General features: G+C 66.4%; 20 protein-coding genes. 12 read left to right on the forward strand and 8 right to left on the reverse strand.

The window, feature by feature from the left end; translation table 11 throughout:
* Positions 1-6: 6 nt before the first annotated feature.
* Positions 7-825: a hypothetical protein gene (locus tag ACNQS7_RS21325; protein ID WP_418014099.1), complete on the reverse strand. Its 819-nt coding sequence runs from the start codon at positions 823-825 to the stop codon at positions 7-9.
* A 90-nt stretch (positions 826-915) separates the two neighbouring features.
* Between ACNQS7_RS21325 and ACNQS7_RS21330 the strand changes: the two genes are divergently transcribed.
* The 5 genes from ACNQS7_RS21330 (at position 916) to ACNQS7_RS21350 (ending at position 4,181) form a co-directional block, all read left to right on the forward strand.
* Positions 916-1,329, forward strand: a complete 414-nt coding sequence (locus ACNQS7_RS21330) for an MmcQ/YjbR family DNA-binding protein (RefSeq protein ID WP_418014100.1) — start codon at positions 916-918, stop codon at positions 1,327-1,329.
* Between the two features lie 97 nt (positions 1,330-1,426).
* Positions 1,427-1,678, forward strand: a complete 252-nt coding sequence (locus ACNQS7_RS21335; RefSeq protein ID WP_418014101.1) for a hypothetical protein — start codon at positions 1,427-1,429, stop codon at positions 1,676-1,678.
* Positions 1,679-1,690: 12 nt separating this feature from the next.
* Positions 1,691-1,846 (forward strand): DUF6131 family protein, encoded by a 156-nt coding sequence (locus ACNQS7_RS21340; protein WP_167544975.1) that lies wholly within the window; start codon positions 1,691-1,693, stop codon positions 1,844-1,846.
* Positions 1,847-1,996: 150 nt separating this feature from the next.
* Positions 1,997-2,701, forward strand: coding sequence for a two-component system response regulator TcrX (gene tcrX / locus ACNQS7_RS21345; RefSeq protein ID WP_418016079.1), 705 nt, complete (start codon positions 1,997-1,999; stop codon positions 2,699-2,701).
* Positions 2,679-4,181, forward strand: a complete 1,503-nt coding sequence (locus tag ACNQS7_RS21350) for a sensor histidine kinase (RefSeq protein WP_418014102.1) — start codon at positions 2,679-2,681, stop codon at positions 4,179-4,181. The genes tcrX and ACNQS7_RS21350 overlap by 23 nt, the downstream gene beginning before the upstream one ends.
* Here ACNQS7_RS21350 and ACNQS7_RS21355 read toward each other — a convergent pair.
* The gene (locus ACNQS7_RS21355) at positions 4,178-4,648 is read right to left on the reverse strand and encodes a lipoprotein LpqH (protein WP_055580820.1); all 471 of its coding nucleotides are present in this window, start codon (positions 4,646-4,648) and stop codon (positions 4,178-4,180) included. The two genes, ACNQS7_RS21350 and ACNQS7_RS21355, sit on opposite strands and share 4 nt — an antisense overlap.
* Positions 4,649-4,800: 152 nt before the next feature.
* Between ACNQS7_RS21355 and ACNQS7_RS21360 the strand changes: the two genes are divergently transcribed.
* On the forward strand, positions 4,801-6,675 hold the full coding sequence (locus ACNQS7_RS21360; protein ID WP_418014103.1) for an alkyl/aryl-sulfatase: 1,875 nt from the start codon (positions 4,801-4,803) through the stop codon (positions 6,673-6,675).
* Positions 6,676-6,688: 13 nt separating this feature from the next.
* Here ACNQS7_RS21360 and ACNQS7_RS21365 read toward each other — a convergent pair whose 3' ends face one another.
* Genes ACNQS7_RS21365 through ACNQS7_RS21385 form a run of 5 tightly spaced genes read right to left on the reverse strand, consistent with a single transcriptional unit; the run spans position 6,689 to position 11,374 of the window.
* Positions 6,689-7,657: an NADPH:quinone oxidoreductase family protein gene (locus tag ACNQS7_RS21365; RefSeq protein WP_418014104.1), complete on the reverse strand. Its 969-nt coding sequence runs from the start codon at positions 7,655-7,657 to the stop codon at positions 6,689-6,691.
* Positions 7,657-8,259 (reverse strand): TetR/AcrR family transcriptional regulator, encoded by a 603-nt coding sequence (locus ACNQS7_RS21370; protein ID WP_418014105.1) that lies wholly within the window; start codon positions 8,257-8,259, stop codon positions 7,657-7,659. The genes ACNQS7_RS21365 and ACNQS7_RS21370 overlap by 1 nt, the downstream gene beginning before the upstream one ends.
* Positions 8,256-9,563 (reverse strand): acyl-CoA dehydrogenase family protein, encoded by a 1,308-nt coding sequence (locus tag ACNQS7_RS21375; RefSeq protein WP_418014106.1) that lies wholly within the window; start codon positions 9,561-9,563, stop codon positions 8,256-8,258. The genes ACNQS7_RS21370 and ACNQS7_RS21375 overlap by 4 nt, the downstream gene beginning before the upstream one ends.
* 16 nt (positions 9,564-9,579) lie before the next feature.
* Positions 9,580-10,344: an SDR family NAD(P)-dependent oxidoreductase gene (locus ACNQS7_RS21380; RefSeq protein ID WP_418014107.1), complete on the reverse strand. Its 765-nt coding sequence runs from the start codon at positions 10,342-10,344 to the stop codon at positions 9,580-9,582.
* A gap of 1 nt (position 10,345) precedes the next feature.
* Positions 10,346-11,374: a phosphotransferase family protein gene (locus ACNQS7_RS21385; protein ID WP_418014108.1), complete on the reverse strand. Its 1,029-nt coding sequence runs from the start codon at positions 11,372-11,374 to the stop codon at positions 10,346-10,348.
* Positions 11,375-11,460: 86 nt separating this feature from the next.
* On the opposite strand from ACNQS7_RS21385, the gene ACNQS7_RS21390 reads away from it, so the two are divergent.
* A complete protein-coding gene (locus ACNQS7_RS21390) occupies positions 11,461-12,069 on the forward strand; it encodes a histidine phosphatase family protein (protein WP_418014109.1) in 609 nt (202 codons plus the stop codon).
* A gap of 34 nt (positions 12,070-12,103) precedes the next feature.
* Positions 12,104-13,147 (forward strand): phosphotransferase family protein, encoded by a 1,044-nt coding sequence (locus ACNQS7_RS21395; RefSeq protein ID WP_418014110.1) that lies wholly within the window; start codon positions 12,104-12,106, stop codon positions 13,145-13,147.
* Here the strand turns inward: ACNQS7_RS21395 and ACNQS7_RS21400 are convergent.
* Positions 13,144-13,515, reverse strand: a complete 372-nt coding sequence (locus tag ACNQS7_RS21400) for a LapA family protein (RefSeq protein ID WP_418014111.1) — start codon at positions 13,513-13,515, stop codon at positions 13,144-13,146. The two genes, ACNQS7_RS21395 and ACNQS7_RS21400, sit on opposite strands and share 4 nt — an antisense overlap.
* 99 nt (positions 13,516-13,614) lie before the next feature.
* On the opposite strand from ACNQS7_RS21400, the gene ACNQS7_RS21405 reads away from it, so the two are divergent.
* The 4 genes from ACNQS7_RS21405 to ACNQS7_RS21420 are packed head-to-tail and all read left to right on the forward strand — an operon-like array spanning position 13,615 to position 17,039.
* Positions 13,615-14,544 carry an ABC transporter substrate-binding protein gene (locus tag ACNQS7_RS21405; protein ID WP_418016080.1) on the forward strand — a complete coding sequence of 310 codons (930 nt, stop codon included), beginning with the start codon at positions 13,615-13,617 and terminating at the stop codon, positions 14,542-14,544.
* A 1-nt stretch (position 14,545) separates the two neighbouring features.
* Positions 14,546-15,640, forward strand: a complete 1,095-nt coding sequence (locus tag ACNQS7_RS21410) for an ABC transporter ATP-binding protein (RefSeq protein WP_418016081.1) — start codon at positions 14,546-14,548, stop codon at positions 15,638-15,640.
* The gene (locus tag ACNQS7_RS21415; RefSeq protein ID WP_418014112.1) at positions 15,640-16,308 is read left to right on the forward strand and encodes an ABC transporter permease; all 669 of its coding nucleotides are present in this window, start codon (positions 15,640-15,642) and stop codon (positions 16,306-16,308) included. The genes ACNQS7_RS21410 and ACNQS7_RS21415 overlap by 1 nt, the downstream gene beginning before the upstream one ends.
* Positions 16,305-17,039: an ABC transporter permease gene (locus ACNQS7_RS21420; protein ID WP_418014113.1), complete on the forward strand. Its 735-nt coding sequence runs from the start codon at positions 16,305-16,307 to the stop codon at positions 17,037-17,039. The genes ACNQS7_RS21415 and ACNQS7_RS21420 overlap by 4 nt, the downstream gene beginning before the upstream one ends.
* The last annotated feature ends 4 nt before the right edge of the window (positions 17,040-17,043 follow it).

Here is a 17,043-nt window from a genome sequence, read left to right on the forward strand (position 1 = left end):
CCGGTTCTAAGCCGGGTTTTCCAGATCCTTCTTGATCGCGGCGATGGCGTCGACCGGAGTCAGGTTCTGCCCCTGGCTGTTCTGCCCGAGCTGGGGCCAGCCCGCGCCGTCGGGCCCGCGCAACTGGTCCCAGATGTCGCGCACCTTGTTGAGCAGTTCGGTCTGTTCGTCGTCGGAAAGAGCCATCAGCCATCCTTCGCTCGTGGTGATGCCGCACGCGGCGGCGAATTGTTGCGGGGTGAGCCCGTCGGCGGAGTTCATGTCGCAGCGGCCGAACGGCGGCGCGCCCTGCGGAAGATTCGGGCTGTAGCCGTTGCCGTCGGTGTACTGGTGCGCGACCTGCCCGGGCAGATTGGGATTCGACCCGTATCCCGCCGCGACCACGCGCAGCCCGGGCGGGCGCACCCGCCACATATTGAAAAAGTCATATGCGTTGGCATATCCGATGATTCGGGCAGCCGAGCCCGCGTAGTCGGCCAGATTCCAATACAGAGCATTGATCCAGCTGGACCCGTCGCCGGGCGGGTTGCCCCCGGACTCGACGTCGAGCATCAGGGCAACCCGCGGGTGCAGGCCGCCTTCCGCGTCGATCATCGCGCGCACGGTGTCGGCGTTGGCCTGCCAATTGGGCCGGACGTAGGTGTAGACGATGCCGAATGTCAGCCGGCCACTGTCGATTGCGCCGCGCATCCAGGCGTAGTTGCGGGAGAAATTATGGTCCCGGTAGGTGCCGTCGCTGACGCGAACCGATAGCACCTGGTACGGATATGAGTCATTAACCGGCACTTGGTATTCCGAGACGTCGGCGAACAAGGTATCAGTCACCGTGCCGTATCTCCCTCCGCTGCAACCCTTTTACCGGTTGCCCATGCTACAGTCGCGGACCGTCAGTCGCGGACCGGTATCGTCGCCGGTATGGCTGATCGACCCGCCACGGTCGGCGACGTGCATCGGATCGCTGCCGCCATGCCACACGTCAAGCGGCTCGAGGGGCCCAAAGGCAATTCGATTTATCAGGTGGGCGGGAAGTCGTTCGTCTTCTTCCGCACTCCGCAGCCCGATTGCGCCGATCCCGACAGCGGTGAGCGCTGGGCGGACGTGATCATGCTGTGGGTGGAGTCGGAGAGCGACAAGCTCGCCCTGATCCAGGACCCCGAATCGCCGTTCTTCAGCACTTCTCACTTTGACGGGCACCCCTCGGTGCTGGTGCGGTCGAGCCGGTTGGCCGAAATCAGCCTGACCGAGTTGACCGAGCTGATTCAGGACGCCTGGTTGTCCCGCGCGTCGAATAGGCGGGCCGCTTCCTGGCTCGCCGCGCAGGGCGGTTGATTACGCGCCACCCTAGCGCCGTTTTGATGTTTAGACGTGAGTACAACGGGCAACGCTCTGGGGACGCCAAATTGTTTCGGGAACAACGGAGGTCTCTATGTATCGCGGTCGCGGAATTCTCGGGGTAATAGTCCTGGTGTGGCTGCTCATAGGGGTCCTCGCGGCCTGGCAGCGTGACTACTTCAAGGGCGAGGAAACCAGTTGTGCCTCACTGGGAACCGTTGCAGTGACGGTGATAGCGGGGCCACTGAATTACATGGGCGTGAATCCGAAAGTTAAAGATTGCCACGCTCCCAAGTTGCCCCAACCCAGTGCAATGCAATCAGTCAGTTATGTCCCTGCTAGGTAAAGGAAAATTCCAATGATTGTCGTCGGCGCACTCTTACTCATCCTCGGTTTCGTCTTCGGGGTGCATTTGTTGACAGTGCTTGGAGTGGTCCTGCTCGTTGTCGGTGCGGTCATGTGGGCCATGGGCTCCGTCGGCCGTCCCGTCGCCGGCAGGCGAAACTGGTACTGACCAACGGCACACCGGGAAGGTCCCGTGACCGCAGACTGCGGCCACGGGATTCTTTCGTTTCACAGTCGGCGCATAGGAATGCCATAGCCTCGGCCCAGTCGGGTGCGGATACTGGAACTCGTGGCGGCTCCCCGAACAGAGCGCGTGGTCATGTGCCGCGCCGACGGTCAACCGGTCACCGTGCTGGTGGTGGACGACGAACCGGTATTGGCCGAGATGGTGTCGATGGCCCTGCGGTATGAGGGATGGAACATCGTCACGGCCGGCGACGGCTCTTCGGCCATCTCCGCCGCCCGCACCGACCGCCCAGACGTTGTCGTCCTCGACGTCATGTTGCCGGACATGAGCGGCCTGGACGTGTTGCACCGGTTGCGCCAGGAGAATCCCGGGCTGCCGGTGCTGCTGCTGACGGCCAAGGACGCAGTGGAAGACCGTATCGCCGGATTGACCGCCGGCGGAGACGATTACGTCACCAAGCCGTTCAGTATCGAAGAAGTGGTACTGCGGTTGCGCGCCCTGCTGCGACGCACCGGCGTCACCACCGTCGACAGCGGCGCCCAGCTGGTCGTCGGTGACCTGGTCCTAGACGAGGACAGCCATGAGGTGACCCGGGCAGGTGAACCGATCTCGTTGACTTCCACCGAGTTCGAACTGCTGCGGTTCATGATGCGCAACGCCAAGCGGGTGCTGAGCAAGGCGCAGATTCTGGACCGCGTGTGGAGCTATGACTTCGGCGGCCGGTCCAACATCGTCGAGCTCTACATCTCATACCTGCGCAAGAAGATCGACAACGGTCGCGAACCCATGATCCACACGCTGCGCGGCGCAGGGTATGTCCTCAAGCCGGCGCGCTAGGAGCCCGCGGGTCTGGTCGCTGCGTCGGCGCCTCATCGTCGGGCAGGTCGCGATCCTCGCCGTCGTGTGCCTCGGGATCACCGCCGCAACAGAACTCGCGTTGCGCCACCATTTGCTCGCGCAGTTGGACAGCCAGCTCAGCGGTACCTCGTACCGATCCTCGTTGCTGTATCCCGAATCGCCCCGGCACCACGAGCCGCGCGTACCCAAGACCGGTCCGGGCCCCAGGTTCCTGGACGCTCCGGGTCAGCCCGCCGGCATGGTCGCCGCGGTCGTCAGTGACGGCGCGACGCTGGACGCGGGTTATCTGACCAGTAGCGGCACCCGGGCGGCTTTGACCCCGACCGCCCAGCACCAGCTGGAGCAGATCGCCGGCAGCCGCTCGCCGGTGACGTTGAATCTCGACGGTCTCGGCCGCTACCGGGTGGTGGCCGCGCCGAGCCGCAACCGGGCCGACGTGATCGTGACCGGCTTGTCGATGTCCAACATCGACGCCACCGGGTTTCGGATGCTGGTCATCTTCGGCATCGTCACGCTGATCGCCATGGCCGCCGCGACCGCCGCGGGTGTGGTGACGATCCGGCGGGCACTGGCGCCGTTGCAGCGGGTTTCCCAGACCGCGACCAAAGTGGCGGACCTGCCGCTGGACCGCGGTGAGGTGGAGCTGCCGGTGCGGGTGCCCGAAGCCGATGCGAACCCCTCTACCGAAGTGGGGCAACTCGGTTCGGCGCTCAACCGGATGCTGGATCACATCTCAGCCGCGCTGTCGACCCGGCAGGCCAGCGAGACGCGGGTGCGCCAGTTCGTCGCCGACGCCAGCCACGAACTGCGTACGCCGTTGGCGGCGATCCGTGGCTACACCGAACTGGCTCAACGCATGGGTGACGATCGGGAGGCCGTCGCGCACGCCATGAGCCGGGTCGCGTCCGAGACCGACCGGATCACGCGTCTGGTCGAGGACCTGCTGCTGCTGGCCCGGCTGGATTCCGGCCGGCCGCTCGAACGTGAGCCGGTCGACCTGTCCCGTTTGGCGGTGGACGCCGTCAGCGACGCGCATATCGCAGGCCCGGAACATCAGTGGGAGCTCGACCTGCCGCCCGAACCGGTGATGGCGACCGGCGACGAGGCGCGGCTGCGTCAGGTAATGGCTAATTTGCTGGCGAATGCCCGCATTCACACCGCGCCGGGCACCGTGGTCACCACCCGGCTGGGAACCGAGCCGACGCACACGCTGCTGCAGGTGATCGATAACGGCCCCGGGATTCCGGCGGCGCAGCAGTCAGAGGTGTTCGAGCGATTCGCGCGCGGGGACAGCTCACGCTCGCGCAAGGGCGGCAGTACGGGACTGGGTTTAGCGATCGTGTCGGCCGTGGTCAAAGCACACGGGGGAACCATCACGGTCAACAGCCGACCCGGCCATACCGAGTTCGCGGTGCGGTTGCCGGTCAATGGTCGGCAACCGCCCGCATCATCACATTAGGAGCAGGTGACGTCGATTTCGAAGGGCTTGTTCACCGGCGACATCGGGTTGGCCATGTCAACCCCGGTGGCCGTACCGGTGATCTTGTAGGCGTTGCCGTTCTTGGTCGCCTCGGCCTTGCCCTGTCCGGTGCCTGAGGTGTACGCGAGGGTGACGCCGTTGACGTTGCCGAGCCCGACGGACTTCACCTCGGGCGGGTTGGCGTCGGTGAGCACCGCGGCGATGCCGGTCGCCTGGCCGCCGATCGCGATGTTGACGTTGCCGGCCGCCGTCGTGCACACGGTCGTGCCGGTCACGTGCTGGTCCTGCCCGTCGATGATCACCTTCGTTCCGGAGGCCCCGCCGCCTCCGCTTGACGTCGCGCTCGAGGAACCGCTGCTGGTGTTCGACTTGTTGTCCGAACATCCCGAAAGACCCGCGACCAGAATGGCCGCCCCGGCCACAGCGACCGTCAGTCCACGCTTCACCTGTGCTCCTTTGCCGTTGTAGCGGTCCAGCGTCATTGCGGACCGCCCCGGCAGTATGCGACTTAACTGGTTGGAATGGCTAGGGTCCACGGACAATTAATTTGCACGCGAGTTGTGGCTCGGGGCGGCCCGATTAATGGCAAGGTAGTGCCGTGGATCACAAGCCTCCTACCGCGACAATTGAGTCGGCACATAGCCGGCATGCGCTACCGTTCGGTGACACAAGGGATTTCGACGACGCCGATCGCGGCTTCATCGCCGCGCTGACGCCGTGCGTCATCAAAGCGGCCGACGGCCGCGTGGTGTGGGACAACGACGTGTACTCGTTCCTGAACGGGTCCGCACCCACCTCGGTGCACCCCAGCCTCTGGCGGCAGTCGACGCTGGCCGCCAAGCAGGGCCTGTACGAGGTGGTGCCGGGGATCTATCAGGTTCGGGGATTCGACCTCTCCAACATCAGTTTCATCGAGGGCGACACCGGAGTCATCGTGATCGACCCGCTGGTGTCTACGGAGGTGGCCGCGGCCGCGCTGGGGTTGTATCGCGCGCACCGGGGCGGCGACCGGCCGGTGGTGGCGGTCATCTACACCCACAGCCACGTCGACCATTTCGGGGGTGTGCTCGGGGTTGCGTCGCAGGCCGACGTGGATGCCGGGAAGGTGGCGGTGCTGGCGCCGGAGGGCTTCACCACACACGCCGTGCAGGAGAACGTCTATGCCGGACCGGCGATGACGCGCCGCGCGACCTATATGTACGGCACGTTGCTGGATCGTGGACCCTCCGGACAGGTGGGCTGTGGGCTCGGTCAGACTCCGTCGACCGGCGAGGTCGGTCTGATCGTCCCGACCATCGATATCAAGAAGACGGGGGAGACGCACACCGTCGACGGTGTGCAGATCGAGTTTCAGATGGCGCCGGGCACCGAGGCTCCCGCCGAGATGCACTTCTACTTCCCGCAATTCCGGGCATTGTGCATGGCCGAGAACGCGACCCACAACCTGCACAACCTGCTGACGCTGCGCGGCGCACTGGTTCGCGATCCGCATGCCTGGTCGGGGTATCTCACCGAGGCGATCGACACCTTCGCCGACCGCGCCGACGTGGTTTTCGCGTCGCATCACTGGCCCACCTGGGGGCACGACCACATCGTCGAATTCCTCTCGCTACAGCGCGACCTGTACGCGTATCTGCACGACCAGACGCTGCGGCTGCTCAACCAGGGCTTCACGGGTGTGGAGATCGCTGAGATGTTCCAGATGCCACCGGCATTGGACCAGGCCTGGCATGCGCGTGGTTACTACGGCTCGGTCAGCCACAACGTCAAGGCCGTCTACCAGCGCTACATGGGATGGTTCGACGGCAACCCGGGCCGGCTGTGGCCGCACCCGCCCGAGGCGCTGGGCCCGCGGTACGTCGAGGCTCTCGGCGGCATCGACCGGGTCGTCGAGCTGGCGCGCGCCGCCTTCGACTCCGGCGATTTCCGTTGGGCGGCAACACTGTTGGATCATGCGATGTTCACCGACGAACATCACGGTCCGGCCCGCGAGCTGTATGCGGACACCTTGGAGCAGTTGGGCTACGGTGCCGAGAATGCGACCTGGCGCAACTTCTTCATGAGCGGGGCCACCGAGTTGCGCGTCGGCAACTTCGGGACGGCGACCCAGGCGACCTCGCTGAGCCTGCTGTCCCAGTTGACGCCGGAGCAGATCTTCGACGGACTCGCGATCCGGGTGAACGGCCCGCGCAGCTGGGATCTGGACATCGCGATCGACATCACTTTTGCCGACCTGGACGCCAACTACCGGCTGGCGTTGCGCAACGGTGTGCTGGTGCAGCGCCGGGTCCCCGCCGACCCCGGGACCGCGACGGTTACGGTCAAGCTGGACACCAAGTTCCGGCTTCTCGGGGTGGCGATGGGCGACTTCACCTCACCTGGTCTTGAGGTGTCCGGAGACCAGGGTGCACTGCAGTCGCTGCTGGCGGTGCTCGATCAGCCCGACCCCAACTTCAACATCGTGGTCCCCTAGTTGCTCGCGCAGGTCAGGCGACGTCGATGATGACCTTGCCCAGCACTTTGCGGTCGGCGACAAAGCGCAGTGCCGCAGCGGTTTCCGCCAACGGGAACCGCGCGCCGATGTAGGGCCGGATCTTGCCGTCGGCGAACATCTGCGAGAGCTCGGCGATATCGCGGGCGCACTCGTCGGGATAGTCGTCGGCGAAGGTGCGAATCTCCATGCCCCGAACCGTGATGTCTTTAAGCATCACCAGATTCAGCGGAATGGCCGGGATGGATCCGGCCGCGTAGCCGAGCGTGACGAACATGCCGCCGCGGGCCAGGCCGCGCAGCGCGGGCTCCGCATACGATCCGCCCACCGGGTCCAGCACCACGCGGGCACCGTCGCCGGTCAGCTCCCGGATGCGTAGCTTCAGGTCCTCGTTGTCGTAATCGACGGTGGCCTCGGCGCCGCGCTCCCGGCACAGGTCCAGCTTTTTCGGGCTCGACGCCGCCGCCAGTACCCGCGCGCCCATCGCCACGGCCAGGTCGACGGCGGCCAGGCCCACTCCACCCGCCGCCCCCAGCACCACCACCCAATCCCCCGGCGCGATGCGGGCGACCGCGCGCAACGCGTGATACGCCGTGCGGTAGGTCACGCCGAACGCCGCGGCGGAGGCGAAGTCGACGCCGTCTGGGACCGGAGCGGCAGTCGCCGCATCCAGCACCGCCAACTCCGCGAACGCCCCGAACGTCGTGCCGAACACCCGCTGACCCAACGGGGTGGTCACTCCGGTGCCGACGGCCACGACCTCGCCGGCGATCTCGTTGCCGGGGATGAACGGCGGCGGGATCTTGATCTGGTACTTGCCCGCGATGAACAGCACGTCCGGGAAATTCACGGCCGCGGCATGTACCCGCACCAGCAACTGCCCAGGCGCCGGCACCGGGTCCGCAACTTCGGCCAGCGCCAACTCCTCCGGAGGGCCGTAGGCATTGCAGAGGATGGCGCGCATCAACGGACTCCCAGCCCGAGCAGGCAGAACTTCACCAGGTGCTCGATGTCTTCCGGGCCCGGCCGGTCAGCCGATCCCACATACCGCCGCATCATGGCGACCGTGCCACCGTAGACCGCCTCGACGTCGCGCTCGATGTCGGTGCTACCGAGCGCGGTGACCGGCGCGGTGAGCAGATCGCGCAGCGGGCGCATCATCTCCCGGTCGGAGGCAAGCCAGTTCGACAGCTGCCCGGCCACCGCGCGGCTCATGCTGATCAAGTGCGGGTCGGCGACCTGCGCCAGCGTCCCCTCGATCCAGCGGGCCACCTTGTCTTCCGCCCGGGCCTCCTTGGCCATCTGGTGCTGCAGGTAAGACACCACTATCGCGATGCCGCGCTCCATCACAGCCAGGATGAGGTCGTCCTTGCCCGCGAAATAGCGGTAGAAGGCCTTGTTCGACGATCCCGCCTCGGCGATGATGTCGCTGACGCGCGGTGGTTCGGGAGCCACCCGCTCCATCACCCGTACCGCGGCGGCCAGGATGCGCTCCACTTCCTCGGTGGCTTCGCGCTGCCGGTTGTCGAGGGCGCGTCCCACAGCCGCGCGCACCCGATCGGTCACGGTGAATCAGGAAGTGCCGGAACGCGATCGATCAGCCCGGCGTACTTCTTGCGCGCCGCCTCGCGGCGGATGTCGAGCATCTCGCTGGGCCAGTCGCCTTCTTCGGCCTGGTAGCCCTTGAGCAGCATCCGGGCCAGGTTGACCTTGTGCGCCTCCGTCGGCCCGTCGGCCAGGCCCAGTGCGATGCCGCCGAGTAGCACGTTGACCAGCGGCAGTTGATCACTGAGCCCGAGGGCTCCGTGCACCTGAATGGCTCGCAGCGCAATCGATTTCAGCACTTGGGAAGCAAGTATCTTGCAGACGCCGATCTCGGCGCGGGCCGCGCGTTCGTCGCCGTTGTCGATCAGCCAGGCGGCGTGCAGAACGGTGAGCCGGAAGGGGATCAGCTCGGTGTGCGAGTCGGCGACGAACTCCTGCACCAGCTGTTTGTCGGCCAGTGAACTGCCCTGCGTGAAGCGGCTTTTCGCCCGGCGCGACATCATCTCGATGGCCCGCTGCGCCATGCCGATGGAGCGCATGGCGTGGTGCAGGCGGCCGCCCGCCAATCGCGTCTGCAGGATCAGGAAGCCCTGGCCCGGTTCGCCGAGCAGTGCGTCCGCGCCGACCCGGACGTCGTTGTAGCGGACCAGTGAATGGCCGGGTTCGTGCGGGTCCGCGCCGACCAGATGGTGGTTGGCTTCGATGGTGAGACCCGGTGTCCCGGCCGGGATCAGGAACGTGGACGCGCCGTGGTGCACGGGCACGTCCGGGTCGGAGATGGCGACCACGATGAAGAACGAGGCCACGGAGGCGTTGGAGGAGAAGAACTTCTGTCCGGTGATCACCCAGTCGTCACCGTCGCGCACGGCGCGGGTGGTGAAGACCCGCGGATCGGCGCCGCCCTGCGGTTCGGTCATCGAAAAGCAGGAGAAAATCTCCCCGGACAGCAGACCGGCCAGGTACCGGTCTTTCTGCTCGCGGGTGCCGAAGCGGGCCAGGATTTCCGCGTTGCCGGTGTCGGGTGCCTGGGTTCCGAAGATGATCGGCGCCCACGGGCTGCGGCCCAATATTTCGTTGATCAGCGTCAGCTTGACCGCACCGAACCCTTGACCGCCGAGTTCGGGACCCAGATGCGGTGCCCACAGACCTTGATCGCGCACCTGCTGCTTGAGCGGGTCGACGATGCGCCGGCGCTCGTCGTTCAGCGGCAGGAACTCGCAGCCCGGGAACAGCACCTCGAGCGGTTCCACTTCCTCACGTACGAAATCGCGCACCCACGCGAGCTTTTCCTCGAATTCCGGCTCGGTGGAGAAGTCCCATGCCATCGATTACTCCTGACTACTAGGGAATGCCGCCGTCGGCCCGCACGATGGAGCCGGTGGTGAAACTGGACGCGTCGGACGCCAGAAACAGTGCGGCGCCTACGATTTCGACGGGATTTCCGGCACGTCGCAGCGACAGGTGCCCGAACATGTCGGTGTCGCGTTCCTCGAGGTTCCAGGCCTTGCTGACGTCGGTCAGAAACGGTCCGGCCATCAAAGTATTCACTCGGACGGTAGGGCCGAACGCGCGCGCGAAACCCTCCGTCATCGCGTTGAGTCCGGCTTTGGCCGATGCGTAAGGAATGATGTCCGGACTCGGGCGCAGCGAGCCTGCCGAACTGACGTTGATGATGGAGCCACGGCCCGCGGCCACCATCCGCTCGCCCACCAAAGCCGAAAGCCGAAAGGGGCCTTTGAGATTCAGGTTGAACACGGAGTCGTAGAGTTTTTCGCTGACCTCGGACAGCTTGCCGTACAACGGTGACATGCCGGCATTGTTGATCAGGGTGTCGACCTTGCCGAACGCGTCATAAGCCGCTTCCACCAAGCCGTCGAGCTGATCCCAACGGCCCACATGCACCTGGTAGGGCAGGGCGGTGCGACCGGTCTCGGCCTCGATCTCCTTGGCGACGGCGACGCAGTTGTCCATGTTGCGACTGGCGATCACCACGTCGGCGCCGCAACGCGCCACCCCGAACGCCATCTCGCGCCCGAGTCCACGGCTGCCGCCGGTGATCAGCACCACCTGGTCGGTCAGGTCGAAAAGCTGGTCGGCGTAACCCATCTCAGGACCTCGTCAACTCGGCGGCGGTGGCGATCAACTGCGGGATCATCGCCTCGAACGCATCCTTGATCTTCGGGTCGACTTTGCCGGTGCGCACCCCCGCAGCGTAGGTCTTCTCCAGCACGATGCCCAGTTTCCAGTTCGCCAACACCAGGTAGTAGTCGATGTTCTCGGTAGACAGTCCGCTGATCGACTCGTAGTGCGAAAGCAGTTCGCCCCGGCGGGGCATTCCGGCCATGTCGAGGTAGAACCCGCCGGCGCGGGGCTCCTCACCGTCATACCCGAGCAGCGCCCACGCCAGGTCCAGCAGCGGGTCGCCGACTGTCGTCATCTCCCAGTCCACGATCGCGGCCAGCCGGGCCGGCGGCCCGTGGGCGAACATGACGTTCGCGAACTGGTAGTCGCCGTGCATGATCCCGGGCGTGTAGTGCGCGGGCTGGTTGCGGCGCAGCCAGTCCGCTGCCTCCTCCAGCCCGGGCAACTCGCGCACCTTGTAGGAATCGAGGAAGGCCAGCCACCGGTCGACCTGGCGTTCGTGGAATCCGTCCGGACGCCCGAAGCCTTCGAGCCCCTGGGCGCGCCAGTCCACCCGGCCCAGCCTGGCCGCGCCTTCGACGAGCTGGAACGCCAGCTCGCGGCGCGCCGTCAGGTCGGTGTCGAATGGTGCTCGCCAGCCGCCGTCCATCGGGCTCCAGCCGTCGATCGCGCTCATCACGTAGAACGGCATACCCAGCACCGAGCCGGTCTCGTCGGCGGCGATCAGCTGCGCATGCGGCACATCCGTGCCGGATAGGGCCCGGACCAGTCGGATTTCGCGCAGCAAGCCGTCGATGCGCGCGGCGTCGGCGCGCGGGCCGGGCATGCGCAGCACCATCCGCTCGGCCCCGCGCCGGACCATATACAGGGTGTTCTGCGATCCGCCGCTGAGCTGCTCCAGCACGGGCTCCTCACCGTGCCCCGGCGCATCCGCCGAGTCGAGCCAGTGGCCGAGGACGCCGGCATCCAATTCCATCCCGCTCGCAGCCACCATTGTCTGCACACCCCACTCTCTGTATGGAGAATAGCATTCTCCACGGGTCGGCAAGTCGCCGCGTGACCGCATGCAAGGCTTGGCACATGCAACTGCTTCTGGTCCGGCATGCGCTGCCGCTGCGCAGCGAACACGGCGAGGGTGCCGATCCCGACCTGTCCGAGACCGGTTTACAGCAGGTCGCGCGGTTGCCGGAAGCGCTTGCCCGGTTTCCCATCTCGCGGGTGGTGAGCAGCCCGCAACGGCGCGCGATTCAGACGGCCGAGCCGCTGGCGCAGGCCCGCGCGCTGAACATCGACATCGAGGATCGACTGGCCGAGTACGACCGTGACCTGACGTCCTACATTCCGATCGAGCAGATCCGTACCGAGTTCCCGGACGAGTGGGCCCGCATGGCCCAGGGGCACCTACCCAGCACCGTGGACGAGGACGCCTTCCGCGCCCGGGTGCGCGGCGCCGTCGACGACCTGGTTGCCGCCGCCGACCCCGACGAGACGATCGCCGCATTCAGCCACGGCGGGGTGATCAACGTGATCCTGCACGAAATACTGGGCACGGCCCGGCTGCTGTCGTTCCCTATCGACTACGCCTCGGTGACCCGGCTGCTCTTCTCCCGGACCGGGCAGGCCACGGTGGCGACGGTGAACGCCACCGAGCACGTGTGGGACCTGCTGCCCCGAAACCAAAGGTGGTGACCCGCGGCCGTCCGGGCTTTGGTAAACAAGTGCGGTGACATCGGTGGACCGACTCAACGGCCTCGAGCTGGCTGCGCTGGACGGGTATCTGCGTTCACTGGACATCCCGCGCACCGGTGAGTTGCGCGGCGAGTTCATCTCCGGCGGCCGCTCCAACCTGACGTTCCGCGTGTATGACGACGCGACGAGCTGGCTGGTCCGGCGTCCGCCGCTACACGGCCTGACGCCGTCTGCGCACGACATGGCCCGCGAGTTCAAGGTGGTGGCCGCGCTGCAGGACACGGCGGTGCCGGTAGCCCGCGCGATCGCCCTGTGCGAGGACGACACGGTGCTGGGCGCACCGTTCCAGATCGTCGAATTCGTCGAGGGGCAGGTAGTGCGCCGCCGCTCGCAACTCGAAGCGCTCGGCCGCCGCGCCATCGACGGCTGCGTCGATTCGCTGATCCGGGTTCTCGTCGACCTGCACAGCATCGACCCCGCCTCCGTCGGGCTGGCCGACTTCGGCAAACCCGACGGGTACCTGGAGCGCCAGGTGCGCCGGTGGGGTTCGCAGTGGGACCTGGTCCGGTTACCCGAGGACCGCCGCGACGACGACGTCGCGCGCCTGCATTCGGCGCTGCAGCAAGCGATTCCGCAGCAGAGCCGGACGTCGATCGTGCACGGCGACTACCGGATCGACAACACCATCCTGGACAACGACGACCCGACGATCGTTCGCGCGGTAGTCGACTGGGAGCTTTCGACTCTGGGCGACCCGATCAGCGACGCGGCGCTCATGTGCGTCTACCGCGACCCGGCGCTCGATCTGATCATCGACACCCCGGCCGCCTGGACGTCGCCGCTGCTGCCGTCGGCCGACGAGCTGGCCGACCGGTACTCGCTGGTGTCCGGGCAGCCGCTGGGGCAGTGGGAGTTCTACATGGCCCTCGCCTACTTCAAGCTCGCCATCATCGCCGCGGGTATCGACTTCCGCCGCCGCATGTCCGAGCAGGCCGAGGGCCAGTCTTCCGACGACGCGCCCGAGGTGGTGGCGCCGCTGATCTCGCGCGGACTCGCCGAGATCGCCAAGCTGTCTTAGCGGACGGCGGCGGTCAAGTTCTTCTTGGCCGCGCGGCGCAGCTGAATGATCCGGGCGGTACCCACCGCGACGGTGATCAATCCGCCGACGACGGCGGCCAGCAGGATCGCCACACCCAGCGGCAGAGTCCAGTGCCAGCCCAGGAAGGTGAACGCGGTGGGCGACGTGTTCTGGGCGATGAAGACCAACAGCAGGATCAGGACCAGGAACCCGACGATCAGCGACGACCACAGGGCGCCGGCCCGGGTGAACGCGGACGCCTTGTCTTTCGGCAGCGGACGGGACTGCGGCGGCGGCGTCTTGCGGGACGGCGCATGGTCGGGCCCAGGGACATCCGGCGGAACCGAGCCAGGAGAGGTGCTGGTCATACGTTCATCTTTCTCTATCCGGCGCGGAATGAAACCAAATCACAGGAAAACTCCTCACGCGCCGTGGCGGTGCGGGCACGTAGTCTCGGCAGGGTGAAAATGCTGCGGCGCGCAATGACCGCAGTGGTTGTCTGGTTGGTGGTGTACCCGGTGGCCGCCTGCGGCAATCCCGATCCGTTCGGGTCCGGCGCCGGCGGACCGAAATCCATCGTGGTGGGTTCGGGTGACTTTCCGGAATCGCAGATCGTCGCCGAAATCTACGCGCAGGCACTGCATGCCAACGGCTTCGACGTCGGGCGACGGATGGGGATCGGCAGCCGTGAGACCTACATCCCAGCTCTCAAAGACCACTCCATCGACCTGGTGCCGGAGTACATCGGCAACCTACTGCTCTATTTCGAACCGGACTCGAAGGCCACGGTTCTCGATGCGGTCGAATTGCAGCTCTACCAACGCCTGCCCGGTGATCTCTCGATTCTGACGCCGTCGCCGGCTTCCGACACCGACACCGTGACCGTCACCGCGGGGACCGCCGCCAAATGGCATCTCAAGACCATCGCCGACCTGGCAGCCCATTCCGCCGAGGTGAGATTCGCCGCGCCGTCAGCCTTCGCGACCCGCCCGTCGGGGTTGATCGGCCTGAAACAGAAGTACGGACTCGACATCAGTTCCGGCAACTTCATCACCATCAACGACGGAGGCGGCCCGGTGACGGTGCGGGCTCTGGTCGACGGGACAGCCACAGCGGCAAACATTTTCAGTACCTCGCCGGCCGTGGTGCAGGACCACCTGGTTGCGCTGGAGGATCCCGAACATAATTTCCTGGCCGGAAATATTGTGCCGCTGGTGAACTCGCAGAAGAAGTCGGACCGTCTCAAGGATGTGCTGGATGCGGTCTCGGCCCGGCTGACCACCGGGGGCATCGCCGAACTCAACGCGGCGGTCGCCGGCAACGGCGGTGCCGACCCCGACCAGGCGGCTCGTAAATGGGTGCATGACAACGGTTTCGATCGACCGATCGAGCGCTGACGTGATCACCTTCGACAGTGTCAGCAAGGTGTTCCCCGGGGGCGCAACGGCGGTCGACCGGCTGAGTCTTCATGTGCCCGAAGGCAAGTTGACCGTGTTCGTCGGATCCTCCGGGTGCGGCAAGACCACCGCCTTGCGCATGATCAACCGGATGGTGGACCCCACCTCGGGAACCGTCACCGTTGACGGCCGGGACGTGTCGACGGTTGATCCGGTGCGGCTGCGTCGCGGCATCGGCTATGTCATCCAGAGCGCGGGTCTGATGCCCCACCAACGGGTTATCGACAACGTCGCGACGGTGCCGGTGCTGCGGGGTCAGTCCAGACGCACCGCTCGCGCCGCCGCCTATGAGGTTCTGGAACGCGTCGGGCTGAATCCGAAACTCGCCTCGCGCTATCCCGCGCAACTGTCCGGTGGCGAGCAGCAGCGCGTGGGCGTGGCGCGGGCGCTGGCCGCTGACCCGCCAATCCTGTTGATGGACGAGGCTTTCTCCGCCGTCGACCCAGTGGTCCGGCACACACTGCAGAACGAAATACTGCGTCTGCAAAGCGAATTGCGCAAAACAATCGTCTTCGTCACGCACGACATCGACGAGGCGCTGCGGCTAGCCGACCGTGTCGCCGTGTTCGGATCGGGCGGTGTCCTGCAGCAGTACGACGAGCCGGCGCGACTGCTCGCGCGCCCGGCCAATGATTTCGTGGCCAAGTTCATCGGCCTGGGCCGTGGCTACCGCTGGCTTCAGCTGATCGACGCGGCCGGCCTGCCGGTGCACCAGATCGCCACGATCCCGGCTGACGACCTGGCGGGTGCCGCATTGCCGGACGGCTGGGCGTTGGTCGTCGATGCTGACGGCGCACCGCAGGGCTGGATCGACGCCGACGGACTGGGCCGGCACCGCGGCGGTCAGCCCCTGGCCGAGGCCATGACAGCGGTGGGCTCGGTCTTCCACATCGACGGCAACCTCAGTCAGGCGCTGGACGCGGCGCTGTCCTCGCCGTCGTCGGTGGGTGTCGCCGTGGACCGGGCCGAGAAGGTGATCGGTGGCGTACTGGCCACCGACGTGCTGGCAGCTGCGCAGGTCCGGCGGCGAGCCTGATGCACTACCTGTTGACGCATCTGGGCACCGCGTGGGCGCTGACCGTCATTCATCTGCGCCTGTCGCTCATACCGGTGGCGATCGGCTTGGCCATCGCGGTGCCACTCGGACTGCTGGTTCAGCGGGCTTCACTGCTGCGCCGGTTGACGACGGTGTCGGCCAGCGTGATCTTCACCATCCCGTCGCTGGCGCTGTTCGTCGTGCTGCCGCTGATCATCGGTACCCGGATCCTCGACGAGGCCAACGTGATCGTCGCGCTCAGCGCCTACACCACCGCGCTGATGGTGCGGGCGGTCCTGGAAGCTCTGGACGCGGTTCCGGGGCAACTGCGCGACGCGGCCATCGCCATCGGTTACGGGCCACTGGCCCGGATGCTGAAAGTTGAACTGCCACTGTCGATCCCGGTGTTAGTGGCCGGGCTGCGGGTGGTGGTGGTCACCAACATCGCGATGGTCTCGGTCGGTTCGGTGATCGGGGTCGGTGGCCTCGGCAGCTGGTTCACCGCGGGATTCCAGATGAACAAGAGCGAGCAGATCGTCGCCGGGATCATCGCGATGTTCACGCTGGCCGTCGTCATCGACTCGCTGATCAGCGTGACCGGCCGCCTGATCACGCCCTGGGAGCGCGGCCGCCGGATCAGGTCCCCGATCGTGGGGGGCGCCCGGTGAACTTCATCGCGCAGGCGCTCTCCTTCCTGACCACCGCGGGCAACTGGACCGGTCCGGCCGGCCTGGCGGCGCGCACCTGCGAACACCTGGAATACACCGCGCTCGCCGTGCTGGCATCGGCCGTTATCGCCATTCCGGTCGGGCTGGTCATCGGGCACACCGGCCGCGGCCAACTGCTCGTGGTGGGTGCGGTTAACGGCCTGCGCGCGCTGCCGACCCTGGGCGTGCTGCTGTTGGGGGTGCTGCTGTACGGGCTGGGTCTGGGGCCACCGATCGTGGCGCTGATGCTGCTTGGCATTCCCTCCGTGCTGGCGGGCACGTACGCGGGGATCGCCGGCGTGGACCCGTTGGTGGTCGACGCGGCGCGCGCCGTGGGCATGTCCGAACGTCAGGTGCTGCTCCGCGCCGAGGTCCCTAACGCGCTGCCACTGATGCTGGGCGGCCTGCGGAGTGCGACCCTGCAGGTGGTCGCGACCGCGACGGTGGCCGCCTACGCGAGTCTGGGTGGACTGGGTCGGTATCTGATCGACGGGATCAAGGAGCGGCAGTTTCACATCGCACTGGTCGGGGCGCTGATGGTCGCGGTACTGGCGCTGGTCCTCGACGGCGTGATGGCGTTGGCGGTGTGGGCTTCGGTACCCGGCAGTGGGCGGTTGAGCAGGCGCGATCGTGGCTGTGATGCGGCAGTTGGGGACAAACACGCCGCGGTTGACCAACACGTCCTACGGTAGAGAC

This window comes from Mycobacterium sp. 23 (assembly GCF_048287075.1).
GTDB lineage: Bacteria > Actinomycetota > Actinomycetes > Mycobacteriales > Mycobacteriaceae > Mycobacterium > Mycobacterium gordonae_B.

Bases quoted from the DNA above. Each gene is read 5' to 3' on its own strand.
- ACNQS7_RS21400 (WP_418014111.1), bottom strand. From the start codon at position 13,515: ATGACCAGCACCTCTCCTGGCTCGGTTCCGCCGGATGTCCCTGGGCCC.
- ACNQS7_RS21390 (WP_418014109.1), top strand. From the start codon at position 11,461: ATGCAACTGCTTCTGGTCCGGCATGCGCTGCCGCTGCGCAGCGAACAC.
- ACNQS7_RS21340 (WP_167544975.1), top strand. From the start codon at position 1,691: ATGATTGTCGTCGGCGCACTCTTACTCATCCTCGGTTTCGTCTTCGGG.
- ACNQS7_RS21375 (WP_418014106.1), bottom strand. From the start codon at position 9,563: ATGGCATGGGACTTCTCCACCGAGCCGGAATTCGAGGAAAAGCTCGCG.
- ACNQS7_RS21405 (WP_418016080.1), top strand. From the start codon at position 13,615: ATGCTGCGGCGCGCAATGACCGCAGTGGTTGTCTGGTTGGTGGTGTAC.
- ACNQS7_RS21365 (WP_418014104.1), bottom strand. From the start codon at position 7,657: ATGCGCGCCATCCTCTGCAATGCCTACGGCCCTCCGGAGGAGTTGGCG.
- ACNQS7_RS21335 (WP_418014101.1), top strand. From the start codon at position 1,427: ATGTATCGCGGTCGCGGAATTCTCGGGGTAATAGTCCTGGTGTGGCTG.
- ACNQS7_RS21415 (WP_418014112.1), top strand. From the start codon at position 15,640: ATGCACTACCTGTTGACGCATCTGGGCACCGCGTGGGCGCTGACCGTC.
- ACNQS7_RS21380 (WP_418014107.1), bottom strand. From the start codon at position 10,344: ATGGGTTACGCCGACCAGCTTTTCGACCTGACCGACCAGGTGGTGCTG.
- ACNQS7_RS21350 (WP_418014102.1), top strand. From the start codon at position 2,679: ATGTCCTCAAGCCGGCGCGCTAGGAGCCCGCGGGTCTGGTCGCTGCGT.
- tcrX (WP_418016079.1), top strand. From the start codon at position 1,997: ATGTGCCGCGCCGACGGTCAACCGGTCACCGTGCTGGTGGTGGACGAC.
- ACNQS7_RS21385 (WP_418014108.1), bottom strand. From the start codon at position 11,374: ATGGTGGCTGCGAGCGGGATGGAATTGGATGCCGGCGTCCTCGGCCAC.
- ACNQS7_RS21330 (WP_418014100.1), top strand. From the start codon at position 916: ATGGCTGATCGACCCGCCACGGTCGGCGACGTGCATCGGATCGCTGCC.